The sequence below is a fragment of the Streptomyces sp. NBC_01381 genome (assembly GCF_026340305.1).
Classification (GTDB): domain Bacteria; phylum Actinomycetota; class Actinomycetes; order Streptomycetales; family Streptomycetaceae; genus Streptomyces.
The window spans coordinates 1,083,955-1,100,600 of sequence record NZ_JAPEPI010000002.1; the positions used below are offsets into that span (position 1 = coordinate 1,083,955).

Consider the following 16,646-nt stretch of genomic DNA (forward strand, 5'->3'; position numbering starts at 1 on the left):
AAGGAACCACGGGGGACTTGAACATGTCCGGGAACCACCGCAAGCGCTTCGCCCTGACCGCCGCGGCCGTCGTCGCGGCCGTCACCGTCACCACCCTGCCCGCCGCCTTCGCCGCACCCGGCGCCGACGCCGCGCCCCGCACGGAGGGCGTCAGCGTCACGGCCGACGGCAAGGCGGCCAATGACCGCTCATCGGGGGCCGCCCTCAGCCGCGACGGCCGGTACGCGGCCTTCGACTCCGAGGCCACCGACCTGACCGCAGGCGACACGAACGGTCTTCGCGACATCTTCGTACGCGATCTGCGCACCGGAAAGACGGAACGCATCGCCCTTGCGGGCCGCGAGGTCAGGGGCCCGTCCCTGAGCGCCGACGGCCGCTACGTCGCGTTCGTCTCCTCGCCCGCGGGCAACTACTCGGACTCCGACGTCCGGCTCTACGACCGCAGGACCAAGAAGACCGAGCGCCTCGACGTCGAGCTGCCCGACGGCTTCGACGGCACCGGCGCGGGCGGCGTCTCGCTGAGCGCCGACGCCCGGTACGCCGTCTTCGACACCGACCACCGCGAGGACGGCGGCGTCGTCTTCCTGCGCGACCGCAAGACCGGCACGACGGAGCGGATCAGCCAGCCGAACGACACCTGGGAGCCGCGCGCCTCGCACTCGGCGACCGTCAGCGACGACGGCAGCCGCGTCGTCTACGCCCGCAACTACACCAACGGTCCGCGCGGCGACGACTGGAGCGACGTCTGGCTGCGCGACCGCACGACCGGCGAGCTGACGGAGATCGACCGCTCCCACGACGGCTCCGAGACCGAGAAGGAGTCCCTCGACCCGTCCATCAGCGGTGACGGCCGCAAGGTCGTCTTTGAGTCACGCGACACGCATCTCGTCCCCGACGACAACGACGCCGCCTGGAACGTCTTCGTGCACGACATCGCCTCCGGCAAGAACCAGCGGATCCACGGCACCCAGGGCGGCCCCGGCGAGGCCTACACCCGCTCGCCCGCGATCAGCGCGAACGGCCGCCTGCTCACGTTCATGACGGAGCTCGCCGAGCCGGGCTCCGAGTACGGCAAGGAGTGGCCCGCCTACCTGCGGGACCTGAAGACCGGCACGACCACGCTGATCAGTCCGGACACCACGGGCGGCACGGCATCGGCCAAGGTCGCCCCCGGCGGCATCTCGGCGAGCGGCGCGCGGATCGCCTTCTACTCCGCCGACGCGACCCTGCTGAGCGGCGACACGAACGACGGCTACGACGTCTTCGTACGCCACATGCGCTGACACCTCAGGCTGACGCTTCACTCGTGCGGGCGACGTTCGGACACGTCGCCCGCATGGTGAGACGGGGCAGCGCGGTGTGTGCGGGCTGTGGCAGGCTGCCACCGTGCTCTCGTTCGCCATGATTATTGGCAGCAGGCGCGCCGGTCCGCAGTGACCGTCTCGTACCACCATGTACGGGCGGACACCGTCGTCTTCAGACCCGCGCGCAAACCTCTCGTACCCACGAGGGGTTTTTTCGTTTCCTGGCCCAACTGCAGCCGGACGCGGAGCGCGAGGGATCATTGAGGCGGTGGAGCCGGTCATTCCGGTAGACCGAGATCCGACACAGGAGCCAGATCAGCATGACGGAAACCAGCACACCCGACGATGCGTTCCACGTCTTTGACACCACGCTGCGCGACGGCGCGCAGCGCGAGGGAATCAACCTGACCGTCGCGGACAAGCTGACCATCGCCCGGCACCTGGACGACTTCGGCGTGGGCTTCATCGAGGGCGGCTGGCCGGGTGCCAACCCCCGCGACACCGAGTTCTTCGCCCGCGCGCAGCAAGAGATCGACTTCCGGCACGCCCAGCTCGTGGCCTTCGGCGCCACCCGCCGCGCGGGGGCCAAGGCCGCCGAGGACCCGCAGGTCAACGCGCTCCTCGACTCCGGCGCCCCCGTCATCACGCTCGTCGCCAAGTCCCATGACCGGCACGTCGAGCTCGCCCTGCGCACCACGCTTGAGGAGAACCTGGAGATGGTGCGCGACACCGTCTCCTACCTCGTCTCCCAGGGGCGGCGCGTCTTCGTCGACTGCGAGCACTTCTTCGACGGCTACCGCGCCAACCCCGAGTACGCCAAGTCCGTCGTACGCACCGCCGCCGAGGCCGGCGCCGACGTCGTCGTCCTGTGCGACACCAACGGCGGCATGCTCCCCGCGCAGATCCAGGCGATCGTGGCGACCGTCATCGCCGACACCGGCGCCCGGCTCGGCATCCACGCCCAGGACGACACGGGCTGCGCCGTCGCCAACACCCTGGCCGCCGTGGACGCGGGCGCGACCCACGTCCAGTGCACGGCCAACGGCTACGGCGAGCGCGTCGGCAACGCCAACCTCTTCCCCGTCGTCGGCGCCCTGGAGCTGAAGTACGGCAAGAAGGTACTGCCCGAGGGCTCGCTGACCGAGATGACCCGCGTCTCGCACGCCATCGCCGAGGTCGTCAACCTCACCCCCTCCACGCACCAGCCCTACGTCGGCGTCTCGGCCTTCGCCCACAAGGCGGGCCTGCACGCCTCCGCGATCAAGGTCGACCCGGACCTCTACCAGCACATCGACCCGGACCTGGTGGGCAACCGGATCCGCATGCTCGTCTCCGACATGGCGGGCCGCGCCTCCATCGAGCTCAAGGGCAAGGAGCTCGGGGTCGACCTGGGCGACGACCGCGAGCTGGTCGGCCGGGTCGTGGAGCGGGTCAAGGAGCGCGAGCTCCAGGGGTACACGTACGAGGCCGCCGACGCGTCCTTCGAGCTGCTCCTGCGCGAGGAGGCGGAGGGCAGGCCCCGGCGCTACTTCCGCGTCGAGTCCTGGCGGGGCATCGTCGAGGACCGGCCCGACGGCACGCACGCCAACGAGGCGACGGTGAAGCTGTGGGCCAAGGGCGAGCGCATCGTCGCCACGGCGGAGGGCAACGGCCCGGTCAACGCCCTCGACCGGGCGCTGCGCGTCGGCCTGGAGCGGATCTACCCCCAGCTCGCCAAGATGGAACTGGTCGACTACAAGGTCCGCATCCTGGAGGGCAAGCACGGCACGTCCTCCACGACCCGCGTACTGATCTCCACCAGCGACGGTGACGCGGAGTGGTCGACGGTCGGCGTGGCGGAGAACGTGATCGCGGCGTCGTGGCAGGCGCTGGAGGACGCGTACACCTTCGGCCTGCTGCGGGCGGGCGTCACGCCCGTGGAGTGAGATCCCGTGGAGTGAGATCCGGTCTCATCCGAGGTATGACGAAGCGAAAACAGTCGGGCTCCGGACGTCCGTCCGGGGCCCGACTGAGTTAGCTTCGAAGTATGAGGAAGAATGGGACGAAGCGCATTTTTGTCGCATTGTCCGGCCTTCTCGTCTCCCTGGGGGCCGTGTCGCTCACGGTCGCGCCCGGAGCCGCGGCGGCCACGAGCGTCCCGGTGGTCGCGGAGGCTTGGGAGAAGAGCCCGGTGTACGTCGATCCGGCCGCATCGGACCAGCTGTCCGGGGCCGAAGCGGACGCCATCGCGGACAAGATCACGGACGCCGACAAGCCGGTCTTCGTGGCCGTGCTGCCCGCCGACTTCCCCCAGCAGGACCTCTTCCAGAAGCTTCGCACCGAGACCGGAGTGACGGGTGTGTACGCCATCCGGCTCGGTGACAAGTTCGACGCCGCGGCCGACAGTCAGGTCCTGAGCAACGCCGCGGTCTCGAACCTGGTGACGACGTACGGGGACGAGCCCGACACCAATACCCAGCTCAACGACTTCGTCGACCAGGCGGTCAAGGACGCGAACGGCACGGCACCGTCGTCCTGGGCCGACGCGGGATCCGAGGACGGCGTCTCCGTGGCCGCGCTGATCGGCGTCGGCGCGGTGCTCGTGGCCGGTGCCGGCGCGACGTACGCGGTGGTCAGCAGGAACCGCCGGCGCAAGGCGGACGAGCAGCGGGCGGCCCTGGAGAAGCTGCGGGTCGTGGTCGACGAGGACATCACGGCGTACGGTGAGGAGCTCGACCGCCTCGACTTCCACCCCGCGGAGGCGGGCGCGGACGACACGATGCGCGCGGACTACGAACGGGCCCTGGACTCGTACGAGAAGGCCAAGTCCTACATGGCGGCCGCGCAGCGCCCCGAGGAGGTCCGCGGCGTCACCCAGGCCCTGGAGGACGGCCGCTTCTCGCTCGCCCTCCTTGCCGCGCGCCGGGAGGGCAGGCCCCTGCCGGAGCGCCGCGCCCCCTGCTTCTTCGACCCCCGGCACGGCCCCTCGGTCAAGGACGCCCAGTGGGCACCGTCCGGCGGCGCCGAACGCTCCGTCCCGGTGTGCCTCGCCGACGCCACCCGCCTCGCCGACGGCGAGGAACCCCTTTCCCGCACGGTCGCCACCGAGTCGGGCGAGCGCCGCCCCTACTGGGAGGCGGGCCCCGCCTACGGCCCCTGGGCGGGCGGCTACTTCGGCGGCGGCATCCTGCCGGGCCTGCTCATCGGCACGATGCTGGGCGGCATGATGGCGAGCCCCGCGTACGCGGCGGACTACGGCTCCGGGTACGGCGACTTCGGGGCGGGCTCCGGGTACGACGGCGGCGACTACTCCGGGTCGGACTTCGACTCCGGGGACTTCGGGGGCGGCGGAGACTTCGGCGGCGGCGGGGACTTCGGCGGGGGCGGCGATTTCGGGGGCGGGTTCTAGGCTGCCTCCGGCTGCTCGCCCCGCCACTCGTGCGCGAGCAGCGACCAGATCTCCATGTCGTGCCGGACCCCGCGGTAGAGGGACTGGTCCCGCAGGGTGCCGTCCAGGTGCATGCCCATCCGCTGGGCGACGGCCCTGCTGCGGGTGTTGCCCGCGCTGTTCCACCACTCGATCCGGTGCATCCCGCGCTCACCGAAGGCGTACGCGATCAAGTGCCGTACGCCCGCGCTGATCAGCCCGCGGCCCTCGCCCGCGGGCTCCGTCCACACACCGATCTCGCAGTTGCCGCGCTCGGCGTCGAACTGCACGAACATCACGCCGCCGACCAGGGTGCCGTCCAGCCAGATCCCGTAGATCCGCCCGGCGTCGGCGGCCTGCTTGTCCGCGAAGACCTGGAGCGTGGCGCGGGCGGACTCCACGTCGGTGGAGCGCGTGGCCCACGGGATCCACGGGTCGGTGTGCGGGCGGGCCCGGTCGATGTGGGCGAGGAACTCGTCGGCCTGCCAGGGCTCCAGGAGGCGGAGCTCGGCACTCTCGGTCAGTGGTATGGCGTACATGGCGGTTCCTAGGTACGAGAGGTACGGGTACGAGGCGCTGGCGTACGTAACGAACGTTGGGTATGTACCCTACCGGGTATGACGCCAGCCCGTGGAGACCATGACGCACGCCGGACCGAGGTCTCCCAGGCGGTGTGGCGGGTCCTTGCGGCGCGCGGATTCGGCGGCCTTACGCTGCGCGCGGTCGCCACGGAGATGGGGGCGACCACCGGCCTCCTGACGCACTACTTCCCGAGCAAGCGGGCCCTGGTCCGGCACGCCCTCGACGTGCTCGACCGCAGGTCGGCGGACCGGCCGCGCCCCGCGACGGAACGGGCCGGGGCGGCGTCGGGCCTGGTGATGCTGCGGGCCCGGCTCCTGGACATCCTTCCCTTGGACGCGGAGAGCGCGGCGAGCAACCGCATCTGGGTGGGCTCCTGGGACGTCGCGCTCGCCGACCCGGAACTGGCCGACGAGCACGCGGCGCGCTACCGCCAGGGCCGCGAGCGGATGACCGAGCACATCGCGGAGGCCCAGCGCCTGGGCGAGCTGCCACAGGCTCCACCGCCGGCGGATGTGGCGGCGGCGGCCCAGAGCTTCGTGCTCGGCCTGGTGGTCCAGGCGCTGTTCGCACCGGGGGAGTTCCCTGCCGAGCGGCAGATCGCGCTGGTGGACGAGTTTCTGGCGGGGCTGAGGGAGGGCTGAGGGGAGCGATCCCGCGGCGAACCGCTTGACGCCGCACTGAATTAACGAGACGATACGTCTCGTACCGCATCGCGTCACAGTGATCGACCGAGCAGCACTGGAGGCCCCGTGAAGGATTCAACTCCCCAGGAGCAGTACGTCGACGTCGCCCCCGGCGTGCGGCTGTGGACCGAACGGCGGGGCGCGCCCGACGCCCCCGCGCTGCTCCTGATCATGGGCGCGCAGGCCTCAGGGCTCGGCTGGCCCGACCCTCTGGTCGAAGCGCTTGCGGCCCACCACCAGGTGATCCGCTACGACCACCGGGACACGGGCCGCTCGACCTCTTCCTTCGACGAACACCCGTACCCCATAACGGACTTGGCGCAGGACGCGATCGCCGTCCTGGACGGCCTGGGCATCGACCGGGCCCACGTGGTGGGCATGTCGCTCGGCGGCATGCTGACGCAGTTGCTCCTGGCGGACCACCCCGAACGCGTACTCAGCGCAACGCTGATCGGCACCTGCGCGATGAGCACCACGCCGTACAAAGCCCCGGACGGAACCGAGATCCCCGTACCCGACCTCCCCGGCATCTCCCCCCAGATCCTGGACCTGTGGTCACGCCCGGTCGAGGACGAGGGCCTGGAGGCGGAGCTGGACCGCAGAGTGGACCACTGGCAGGCCCTGAACGGCACCGAACTCCCCTTCGACGCCGACTACTTCCGCGCCCTGGAGCGCAGGATCATCACCCACACCGGCACCCACGCGGTCTCGACGGCCCACGCGAGGGCGGACGCCGCGAACATGCTCCGCACCAAGGAACTGGCCACCACACAGATCCCCACCCAGATCATCTCCGCCACGGCAGAGCCGGTGTTCCCGCCCCCGCACGCCCAGCACCTGTCCCAGGTGATAGCGGGCGCACGCCTGACGGAAATCCCGGGCATGGGGCATGCGTTGCCGCCGGAGGTGCTGGGGCCGTTGGCGGAGGCGATCTTGTCGAACAGCCTTATGGGGTAAGGCCGGAGGCGGCTGTACGCTCGACTCCCGTTGCCCCAGCGGCACTTGATGCTAGCCGTGCCGCCGCTCGGCCGCCGCATGCCACCACCCGGGAGGCGAAGGTCCGGTCGCCTTCGATGTCGGCTGGTCCGGGTGCAGGCCGAGTGGTCGCAGGGTGGATGAGCGGACGTGGACCGTGAACGAGCCGTGCCAGTGGCCGTCCGGGCCCCGGCCGCACATGTGGTCCCAGTAGATGTCTTCCGGCGCGAAGGGCATCCAGTCGATGCCGCGCTCACGCAGTCAAGCGCGGAGGGCCGCCATGGGGTGCGGGCGGCCGGGGGTGTTCTCGTACGCGGTGATGGTGGTCCACATGGCAGCCATCGTGCCCGCTCCGGGCCCCGGCCGCAGCAGGTTTACGTCCCCGCTCAGGAAGCCGGGGGCCGGTAGCCGCCGGTCAGGCCGCTTGCGTGCCCAACCCCGTGAGTTCGGCGGACAGTTGCCACAGGCGGGCCGCCGCCTCCGGGTCCGTCGCCCACGGCTTCACCCCGCCGATCAGCATGTCCTCGGTCGTCGCGGGCTCCGCGATGTCGCAGTCCTGGCAGTACGCGCCGCCGTGCGCGTCCAGGAGTGGGGACGTCGCCGCCCAGACCGCCGTCGCCGCGCCCTGCGCCGGGGTCTTGAAACCGGGGGCCGGTGTGCCGTCGGGGGTCATCCAGCCCTGTGCGATCTGCTCGTCGCGGGGGATGTGGCGCTGCAGGGGGGTCAGGATGCTGCCGGGGTGTACGGCGAAGGCCCGGGGGCTGGTGCCCGCCGTGTCGCGCAGGGAGTTCAGGTGCACGGCGAAGAGTGCGTTCGCGGTCTTCGACTGGGCGTAGGCGAGCCAGCGGTCGTAGCCGTCGCGGACGAAGTGCGGGTCCGTCCAGCGGATGTCGGAGAGGAAGTGGCCGGAGGAGGCCACGGACACCACGCGGGCCTCCTCGGCCGAACTCAGCGCCGGATAGAGGTGGTTGGTGAGCGCGAAGTGGCCCAGGTGGTTGATCGCGAAGTGCGCCTCCCAGGTGCCGTCCGGGCCCACGCGGGTCTCCGGGCACGCCATGACGCCCGCGTTGTTGATGAGGATGTCGAGCTTGTGGTCGTCCCTCTCCAGGAGCTGGTCCGTGAACTGCCGGATGCTCGACAAGTCCGCCAGGTCGAGGGGGCGCACCTCCACCCGCGGTACGCCGTGCAGCGCCTCGCGCGCCGTGGCGGGCCTGCGTGCCGGGACGATGACGTGTGCGCCCGCCCGGCTCAGCGCCCGTGTGATCTCCAGGCCGAGCCCCGAGTATCCGCCGGTGACCAGTGCCGTCCTGCCGTGGAGGCTGATCCCGTCGAGTACGTCGTCCGCCGTGCTGTTCGCGCCGAAACCGCTGCCGATCTTGTGCTGCTTTTGCCGTGTGGTCATGCGGGCGACCGTAGGAGCTGGAGCGCCCTCTAGCGCAAGGAGCCATCGCCGGCTGCCGTTACCTGCCAGCGGCCCGAATGGCCGGGCGGGAGCGCCAGGTCGCGCCGGACCGCCGCGTAGTACTCCTCGCGCGTCGCGCGCTGGCGGGCGAGCAGCCGCTCCCACGCCTCGGGATCCCGGGTGCCCTCGCGCATGAAGCGTTCCATGGCGACCACCGTCATGACCCAGACCCGTGCCGTGGCCACCACTTCCGGTGTGCCGAGCATCAGCAGCGCCTCGCCGGCCGGGTCCCGCGCACTGGCCGCCTCGGCCAGGTGGGGCTCCGCGTCGGCGGGGGACAGGGGGTGCGGATGCGGGTCGTTGCCGTGGTGGGCCGAGACGCGGTAGGTGAGGGTCACCGTCTGCTTCAGGACCCGGGCGTACTCGGTGTAGACGGTGAGCCGCCGCTCCTCCCAGCGGGCGGCCTGCTCTCGCTGAAAGCGCACGCGGTCGCCGCGCATGATGGCCACGTACGAACCGAAGGCACCGACGATCACGCCTATGAGGGCGGGGAGTTGCTGCAGAAACTCGGGCACGGCCCGAACCGTATCGAACCCCGAAACGCCGAGCGCCCGCCCTCCCGTTACGGGGGTGGAGGGCGGGCGCGCTCAGGGAGAGCTGACGCTCATGCAGGGCTGAAGGCCCTGTCAGATGGAGGGCTCAAAGCCCCCGTCAGGCGGCGTTCTTGATCGCGGAGATGTCGAAGTTCAGCTTGATCTTGTCGGAGACCAGCACCCCGCCCGTCTCCAGAGCCGCGTTCCAGGTGAGGCCCCACTCCGAGCGGAGGATCTCCGACTTGCCCTCGAAGCCGACGCGCTCGTTCCCGAAGGGGTCCGTGGCCGCGCCGTTGAACTCCAGGTCGATGGAGATCTCCTTGGTGGTGCCGAGGATCGTCAGGTCACCGGTGACGCGGTAGTCGTCGCCGCCGAGAGCCTCCGCCTTGGTGGAGCGGAACGTCATCTCCGGGAACTCGTCGGTCTTGAAGAAGTCCGAGCTCTTCAGGTGGCCGTCACGGTCCGCGCTGCCGGTCTCGATGCTGTCCATCTTGATGTCGATGGAGGCCGTCGAGCGGGACGGGTCCGTGCCGTCCAGGTGCAGCGTGCCGGCGACGTCCGCGAACGAGCCCTTGACGTTCGTGACCATGGCGTGCCGGGCGACGAAGCCGATCGACGTGTGCGAGGGGTCGATCGTGTAGTCGCCGGTCAGGGCGGCCAGCTCCGGGTTGACCGGGGCGGGCGCCGTGGCGGTGATGGTGGCGGTGTCGTTCTTGCGGCCGAAGAGACCCATGACTGCTCCTTGGGGACGAGCTGCGGGCGGTGACGCCGAGCTGCGAGCTACGGGGATGTACCTGCTGAATGGCTGTTGAATGTTCAACGAGATTGACTGTAACCCTATTCTGTTCAATATTCAACAGAGAGCGGAGCGTGTTCATGAGATCACGTACCGAGAGCGACGCTACGGCGGGTCGAGGCACCCCGCCCCTTGGACTTCCGCCCGGCGGTACTTGGACTGCCGCGCCCCGTCGGGCCCGACTTCGTTGACCGGGGTACGACAACGCGGATACCCAGGTCCGCATGCTCTCGTCCCGTTCCGGAAGACTCCGCTCCCGAAGACTCCGCGCGGCCTGCGCCATCGCCGCCGCATCGTCCGCCGTGTTCGCCCTGGCAGGACCCGCCACCGCCGACCCCACCCCGCAGGCCGCGCAGACGGTCATCGCCTCCGGGCAGCTCACCGTCGCCGTCGCCGACGACTTCCCCCGCGTCCTCTCGTACACCGACAAGGCGACCGGCGCCCGCCTCATCGGCAGCACCCGCCCGGTCACCGAGGTCACCCTGAACGGCAAGGCCTACAAGGTCCAGGTCAAGGGCGCCCCGCAGATCGAGGGCGCCACGGCCGCCTACACCCTGACCTTCCCCGACGTCGCCGGCGTGGAGCTCGACGCCCGGCTCTCGGTGCGCGGGCGCGCCACCACCTTCAAGATCACCGCGGTCCGCGACACCGAGGCCTTCCGCGTCGGCACCATCGACATCCCCGGCCACGACCTCGTCTCCGTCGGCAGCTCGGACGGCGGCGCCGAGACCGCGTTCACCAAGCTGGACCCGGACTCCACGCGGACCGCCGACAAGTTCGGCAAGGTCACCGCCGAGACCCCGGCGGACCAGGCGCCCGTCGGCGCCTCGTACGCCATCGTCAACACCGGGCAGCTCGCGGCCGCCGTCGAGTCCAATTCGACGTACGACAAGCCGAGCGGGGTCACGGGCCAGGACGGCGCCCGTTTCTGGCACCAGGCCACCAAGGGCGACGACGGCGCGACCCGGGTCGGCGTCTGGTCCGGGCAGTGGGTGAACCGGGGCGCGGGCGCCGCCGAGCCCGCGAAGGGGGACGACCTGCCCTGGGCGAAGGTCGTCGTCACGCCCGACGCCAACGGCGACAAGCGCGTCGACTGGCAGGACGGCGCCGTCGCCTTCCGCGACACCATCGCCATCAGGCCCAAGGGCGGCGAAGGCACCCCCGACCGGGTCATCTCGCACATCCCCTTCAACTTCGGGAGCCAGGCCCAGCACCCCTTCCTGCGCACCCTCGACGACGTGAAGCGGGTCTCCCTCGCCACGGACGGGCTCGGGCAGCAGGCCATCCTCAAGGGGTACGCATCCGAGGGCCACGACTCCGCACACCCCGACTACGGCGGCAACTACAACCAGCGGGCGGGCGGCCTCAAGGACCTCAACAAGCTCCTGAAGGAAGGCAAGAAGTGGGGCGCCACCTTCGGCGTCCACGTGAACGCCACCGAGGCGTACCCGGAGGCGAACGCCTTCGACGAGAAGCTCGTCGACAAGACCAAGCCCGGCTGGAACTGGCTCAACCAGAGCTACTACATCGACCAGCGCCGCGACATCAACAGCGGTGACCTGGCGAGCAGATTCAAGCAGTTGAGGAAGGAGACCGACCCGAATCTCTCCCTCATCTACATGGACGTCTACTACACCCACGGCTGGATCGCCGAGCAGACCGCGAAGGCCGTGAAGGGGCAGGGCTTCAACCTCGCCACCGAGTGGGCGGACAAGTTCGAGCGCGACTCGCTCTGGTCGCACTGGGCCAATGACCTCGACTACGGCCCCAAGACCAACAAGGGCCTCAACTCGCAGATCATCCGCTTCATCCGCAACAGCGAGAAGGACATCTGGAACGCCGACCCCGTCCTCGGCCAGACCGCCATCGACGAGTTCGAGGGCTGGACCGGCGAGAACGACTGGAACGCCTTCTACGCCAACATCTGGCAGCGCGACCTGCCCGCCAAGTACCTCCAGCACGAGCGGATCACGCGCTGGGACGCGAAGAGCAACGACATCACCTTCACCGGCGGGGTGCGCGGCACGGTCGAGGACGGCAAGCGCACGTTCTACGACGACGGCCGCAAGGTCCTGAGCGACACCTCGTACCTGCTCCCGTGGGCCGGCGGGAAGAAGCTCTACCACTACAACAAGGCGGGCGGTACGACGAGTTGGGCGGTGCCCGGCAACTCGTACACCGTCTACAAGCTCACCGACAACGGCCGCGTCAAGACCGGCACCGTGCGCGCCGACGGCGGCAAGGTCACCCTCAAGGCCGAGCCGGGACAGCCGTACGTCCTCTACCCGGCCGACACCACCCCCTCCGCCACCGACCCGGCCTGGGGCGACGGCGGTCCGGTCAAGGACCCCGGATTCCACGACGCACGCCTGGGCGACTGGTCGAAGACCGGCACGGTCACGCGCGACACCGACAAGCTGGGCCGCCACAGCGCCGAACTGAGCGGCGCACCCAAGGCCTCAATCGCCCAGCAGATCAAGGGACTTGAGCCCGGCAAGCGCTACACCGCGTCAGCCTGGATGGAGGTCGAGCCCGGCAAGGAACGCCGCACGACCCTCGGCATCGCGGGCACGTCCCGCTCCGTCGAGCGCTCGACCCTGCAGAACACCGACGCGGGCAGCCAGTGGCAGGGGACCTATCTGCAGCGAGCCAAGGTCAACTTCACCGCACCGGCGAACGGCACGGCGACCCTGAAGGCCGAGGCCGCCGACGGCTCGACGGCCCGGGTGCGGATCGCCGACGTACGCGTCGTCGCCAACGCCCCCACCAGCAAGCCGGGCGACACGGTCGCGTACGAGGACTTCGAGGACGTCGACCAGGGCTGGGGGCCCTTCGCCAAGGGCAGCGGGGGAGGGGTGACGGACCCGCGCACCCACATCGCGCTCAAGCACGCCCCGTACACCCAGTCCGGCTGGAACGGAAAGCTCATCGACGACGTCCTCGACGGCGCACGCTCCCTGAAGACACACGAGGGCAACAACGGCCTCGTCTACCGCACCACCCCGGCGACCGTCCCCCTCACCAACGGACGCTCCTACAAGGTCAGTTACGACTATCAGGCGAGCCACGCCGACTCCTTCGACTGGGTCACCGGATACGACAGGATCGCCGCGGACGGCAAGCCGGACTCGGTCGAGACGCGCCGCACCGCGCTCGGCGAGCAGCGCACGACGGGCCACTTCGAGCAGACCGTCACGGCGGGCTGCGGCGACACCTGGGTGGGCCTGCGGATGCGGGACGACGCCGCAGGGACCGCGGACCTCGCCCTGGACAACCTCAGGGTGACCGACCTGGGTCCGGCGACGGAGCAGCCCGCGTGCGCCACGCTCGGCCTCGCGAGCAAGGCGGAAACCCTTGAACCGGGCGTGAAGAACGAGGTCACCGCCACCTTCACCAACTACGAATCGACGGCGGCGAAGTCCGCGCAGGCCACCATCGCCCTCCCGGACGGCTGGACCGCCGAGCCCTCGGCCCCGGTCGCCCTGGACACGGTGGCCCCGGGCGCAAAGGCCACCGCCACCTGGCAGGTCACGCCTCCCGCGGACGCCAAGTACCAGCCCTACAGGCTGAGTTCAAAGGTGACGTACGCGATCGACGGCGAGGCCAGGGAGCTGGCCGCCGAGACCTCCGTGCGCACACTGCCGCCGCCGCCCGCGGTGGACACGTACGCCTCCGACATGGACTGGACGTCCATGGAGAACGGCTGGGGCCCGGCGGAGAAGGACATGTCGAACGGCGAGACGGCGGCGGGCGACGGCAAGCCGCTGACCGTCAACGGCACGGTCTACGAGAAGGGCCTCGGCACGGCATCACCCGGCACGATCCGCTACTACCTCGGCGGCAAGTGCACGTCCTTCACGGCGCAGGTCGGCCAGGACGACTCGCAGGGGACGCGGGGGAGCGTGCAGTTCAGCGTGGCGGCCGACGGCACGGAGAAGGTCAAGTCCCCGGTCCTGAAGGCGGCGGACGACGCGTGGTCGCTGACCGCCGATGTCTCCGGAGCCAAGTACGTCGACCTGGTGACGGGCGACGGCGGCGACGGACCCGGCAACGATCACGCGGACTGGGGGGAGGCGCGCTTCCACTGCGGGGGCTGATGAACCCCGGCTCCTACCTCTGCGGGCTCGGCCGGCGCGGGGGTGGGAGGTCCGGACCCTCCGACCGGGACGACGGCAGGCGCAGGCCCCAGGCCTCCCGGATGCCGTCGATGAGCGGACGCGCGCTGTAGGGCGACACCGCGAGCTCCATCCGGGCCTCGGCGAGAAGCTCCGGATCGCCGTCGGGACCCCGGTCGATGGCCGCGGCCCGGCGGCGGTTGAACCCCTTGCGCCCGAAGATGTCGAGCAGGGTGAGGGAGAAGTAGGCGTACGCGGCCGCCTCGTCGATGAGGGCGCGTGCCTCGTCGGGCAGATCGCCCTCCCCGAGCTCGGCCCACCGGCCGAGCGGCGCCTGGATGGCGAAGTGTTCGAGGGCCGCCCGGAGGTTCTGGGGGCGGCGGGGGCCGGTCGCACGCAGGTGGCCCACGAGGTTCCGGAACGATCCGAGGATCACGCTGGTCTCGGGCGTCCACCGCTGCTTGGCGAGCAGGGTGCGGAACCCCGCGAGCGTCTCGGAGAGCTCCTCCAGGATGATCGACCGTGAGATGACGGTGAGTTCGAGCGCGCTGGTCGCCTCCTGTATCTCCAACAGGCGCCGTGCGTACCGGATCAGGTCGCGCGGGACGCCGCCGGACAGCGCGTGGGCGAGCAGGACGTACGGGTCCGAGATGTCGGGAGCCCGCTCTCTGAGGATCTTCACCGACTCGGCGAGCACACCTGGTTGTACGTGGATGACGTCGTCCAGCGAGCTGTCGGTGACGTCGCGGTGCGGAAGGCCGCGCCGGACGAACGCGGCGCCGACGTCCTCGGCGACGGAGATGAGGTAGTGCACGTGCTCCACGCCCAGGATCGCCTTGATCTCGCCGAGGAAGGCCAGGGCCTGGGTGTCGGTGCCCAGGCGGTCCAGCTCGTCGATGGCGATGATGACGCGGTGGCCGCGGTCGTGCAGTTCCCGCGCGACACCGCCGAGCACCCGGCGGAAGTCGGAGACCAGCTCGGGGTAGTTGGGCGGGACTGTGGAGACCGAGGTCGTCTGTGTGGCGCCGAGGGTGAGCAGCTGCAGGGTCGCGGTGTTGACCGCGGACGATGAGCTCTGGACGGTCTGCAGCCGGTAGAGGCGATTGCGGCACATGGTGACCAGGGGCGGTTCCGCCCTGATCAGGCCCCAGGAGCGGGACGTGAGGCGGAGCAGCAGGATGCCCACCAGCCAGACGCAGATCCGCTCGGGGTTCTCCGGGTCGGTCAGGATGAGCCTCGCCGGCTCGATGGAGATCAGGAGCAGCAGCGCGAGGAGGGGGATGATCAGCTTGTGGAGAGGGCCGTACAGCCGCCGCTTCGGGATCGTCCAGCGGCCGACGCGATAGGCGGTGTCGTACCAGTCCGTCCAGTACTGGATGTTGCAGATGCACCAGAGGACGACCAGCGGCAGGAGCAGATAGAGCGTCCCGTGCTGCGGCAGCTCCCTGGCGTGCCGCCGTACATCGGGATCGAAGCCGAGCAGCGCGAAGGAACCGAGTATCAGGGCGTACGCGATCCCGGCGGGCAGCAGGCGCCGCAGCGTGCTCAGGATCCAGGAGACCGTCCAGGAACGGCGCAGGGTCCAGACGACGACACCGGCGCCGGTCAGCACGAGCGCCGTCCCCACGGCCTCGCCCTGCCAGACGTCCGCCGCGCGCTCACCGATCGCGCCGGACACGTCGGTGACGTGCCGCCACACGGTCGCGCCGTACTCGTCCTGCAGGGCCCGGGCCGCCGCGAACAGGCCCAGGGAGATGAGTACGGCCGCCGTCCCGGCATAGGTGAGCCAGCGGGCCAGTTGCGCCAGCGGAAGGACGACGCGGCGGCGCAGCCACGACTGCCACGTCGGCAGCCGCGCGAACGCGGGGGGCATGAAGTCCTCGTACCGCATATAGCGTTCGCAGACCTTCACGAACAGGGAGGTCACGAAGTCGTACGGGGCATACGTCGACGGAGCCTGCTGCATGACGGCGAAGGCCGAGTCCTGCAGGCAGTTCTCCAGGAGGGTCGTCTTCCCGGTCCCGCGGGGGCCGCTGACGGCTATGGTCCCGCCGTCGATCTGCTCGATCTTCCGCCGCAGGCGGCCCAAGGCGTCGTTCTCGACGATGTACTCACGGCCCCTCGGCGACCGCAGCCCTTCGTGGCTGCTGGGCAGGAGCAGCGCGTCGGGGTCCTCGCCGAGCAGTTCGTCGACGACGCGCGGCACCACACGGTTCGTTCCGTCGCGGCGCAGGGCCCTGGCCCAGGCGCGGCGTCCGATCCCGACCGGAAGCCAGAGGGCCAGCCAGGCGATGCCGAGCAGGAGCAGCATTGCCCAGCGCCCGGTCTGCTCCAGCGACTGCGGGTCCCGGAGCGCGAAGGCCAGGGCGGTCACGGTGAGGGCGATGAGGGTGACGAGGGTGAAGAGGAAGTCGGCGCCGGCGAACCAGCAGCACAGGGTGATCAGGGCCAGCGCGTAGAAGATGCCGGTCCGCCGGTTCCCATGGATTCCGTCACCGGTATGTTCGAGCGCGTCCGAGACGCTCTGCTGGTGGGCGACGGAGGCACGGTAGCTCGCGAGTGTGTCCGCGCTGGACGCGAGAGACTGTTCGACGTTGGCTTCCGTGGACATGGCGTCGAGCACGGCTGCAACCGGTGTCCTGCCCGGGCGTGCCTCAAGGCGTCTCGCCGTGCGGGGTTCCTCCAGGCAGGCCAGGACGGAATTCTTGTAGATACGCTCCTCGGTGTCGCTCTCCCAGACCCAGGGCATGGCACGCAGGGTCCCAGGTTTCCGCCGTACGCGGCAGGGCC

General features: G+C 70.4%; 12 protein-coding genes. 6 read left to right on the forward strand and 6 right to left on the reverse strand.

Annotated elements, in window-relative coordinates:
• Positions 1 to 23: 23 nt before the first annotated feature.
• From OG453_RS26660 to OG453_RS26670, 3 genes are all read left to right on the forward strand, one after another.
• Complete coding sequence (locus tag OG453_RS26660; RefSeq protein WP_266871048.1) at positions 24 to 1,283, forward strand: hypothetical protein; 1,260 nt, start codon at positions 24 to 26, stop codon at positions 1,281 to 1,283.
• Between the two features lie 341 nt (positions 1,284 to 1,624).
• Positions 1,625 to 3,229 carry a citramalate synthase gene (gene cimA, locus OG453_RS26665; protein ID WP_266871049.1) on the forward strand — a complete coding sequence of 535 codons (1,605 nt, stop codon included), beginning with the start codon at positions 1,625 to 1,627 and terminating at the stop codon, positions 3,227 to 3,229.
• 101 nt (positions 3,230 to 3,330) lie between these two features.
• The gene (locus OG453_RS26670) at positions 3,331 to 4,692 is read left to right on the forward strand and encodes a hypothetical protein (RefSeq protein ID WP_266871050.1); all 1,362 of its coding nucleotides are present in this window, start codon (positions 3,331 to 3,333) and stop codon (positions 4,690 to 4,692) included.
• Here the strand turns inward: OG453_RS26670 and OG453_RS26675 are convergent.
• Positions 4,689 to 5,249: a GNAT family N-acetyltransferase gene (locus OG453_RS26675; protein WP_266871051.1), complete on the reverse strand. Its 561-nt coding sequence runs from the start codon at positions 5,247 to 5,249 to the stop codon at positions 4,689 to 4,691. The genes OG453_RS26670 and OG453_RS26675 overlap by 4 nt on opposite strands.
• A 78-nt stretch (positions 5,250 to 5,327) precedes the next feature.
• Here OG453_RS26675 and OG453_RS26680 point away from each other — a divergent pair, with 78 nt between their 5' ends.
• Both OG453_RS26680 and OG453_RS26685 read left to right on the forward strand, forming a co-directional pair.
• Entirely contained in the window at positions 5,328 to 5,933 is a 606-nt protein-coding gene (locus tag OG453_RS26680) for a TetR/AcrR family transcriptional regulator (protein WP_266871052.1), read from the forward strand.
• Positions 5,934 to 6,041: 108 nt separating this feature from the next.
• Entirely contained in the window at positions 6,042 to 6,932 is an 891-nt protein-coding gene (locus OG453_RS26685) for an alpha/beta fold hydrolase (RefSeq protein WP_266871054.1), read from the forward strand.
• Between the two features lie 51 nt (positions 6,933 to 6,983).
• Here OG453_RS26685 and OG453_RS26690 read toward each other — a convergent pair whose 3' ends face one another.
• From OG453_RS26690 to OG453_RS26705, 4 genes are all read right to left on the reverse strand, one after another.
• On the reverse strand, positions 6,984 to 7,187 hold the full coding sequence (locus OG453_RS26690) for a hypothetical protein (RefSeq protein WP_266871055.1): 204 nt from the start codon (positions 7,185 to 7,187) through the stop codon (positions 6,984 to 6,986).
• A 178-nt stretch (positions 7,188 to 7,365) separates the two neighbouring features.
• A complete protein-coding gene (locus OG453_RS26695) occupies positions 7,366 to 8,352 on the reverse strand; it encodes an SDR family NAD(P)-dependent oxidoreductase (protein WP_266871056.1) in 987 nt (328 codons plus the stop codon).
• A gap of 29 nt (positions 8,353 to 8,381) precedes the next feature.
• Positions 8,382 to 8,927 (reverse strand): hypothetical protein, encoded by a 546-nt coding sequence (locus OG453_RS26700; RefSeq protein ID WP_266871057.1) that lies wholly within the window; start codon positions 8,925 to 8,927, stop codon positions 8,382 to 8,384.
• Positions 8,928 to 9,063: 136 nt separating this feature from the next.
• Positions 9,064 to 9,678 (reverse strand): YceI family protein, encoded by a 615-nt coding sequence (locus OG453_RS26705; RefSeq protein ID WP_266871058.1) that lies wholly within the window; start codon positions 9,676 to 9,678, stop codon positions 9,064 to 9,066.
• Between the two features lie 287 nt (positions 9,679 to 9,965).
• Between OG453_RS26705 and OG453_RS26710 the strand changes: the two genes are divergently transcribed.
• Positions 9,966 to 13,838 (forward strand): endo-alpha-N-acetylgalactosaminidase family protein, encoded by a 3,873-nt coding sequence (locus OG453_RS26710; protein WP_266871059.1) that lies wholly within the window; start codon positions 9,966 to 9,968, stop codon positions 13,836 to 13,838.
• 13 nt (positions 13,839 to 13,851) lie between these two features.
• Here OG453_RS26710 and OG453_RS26715 read toward each other — a convergent pair whose 3' ends face one another.
• The gene (locus tag OG453_RS26715; protein ID WP_266871060.1) at positions 13,852 to 16,605 is read right to left on the reverse strand and encodes a hypothetical protein; all 2,754 of its coding nucleotides are present in this window, start codon (positions 16,603 to 16,605) and stop codon (positions 13,852 to 13,854) included.
• Between the last annotated feature and the right edge of the window lie 41 nt (positions 16,606 to 16,646).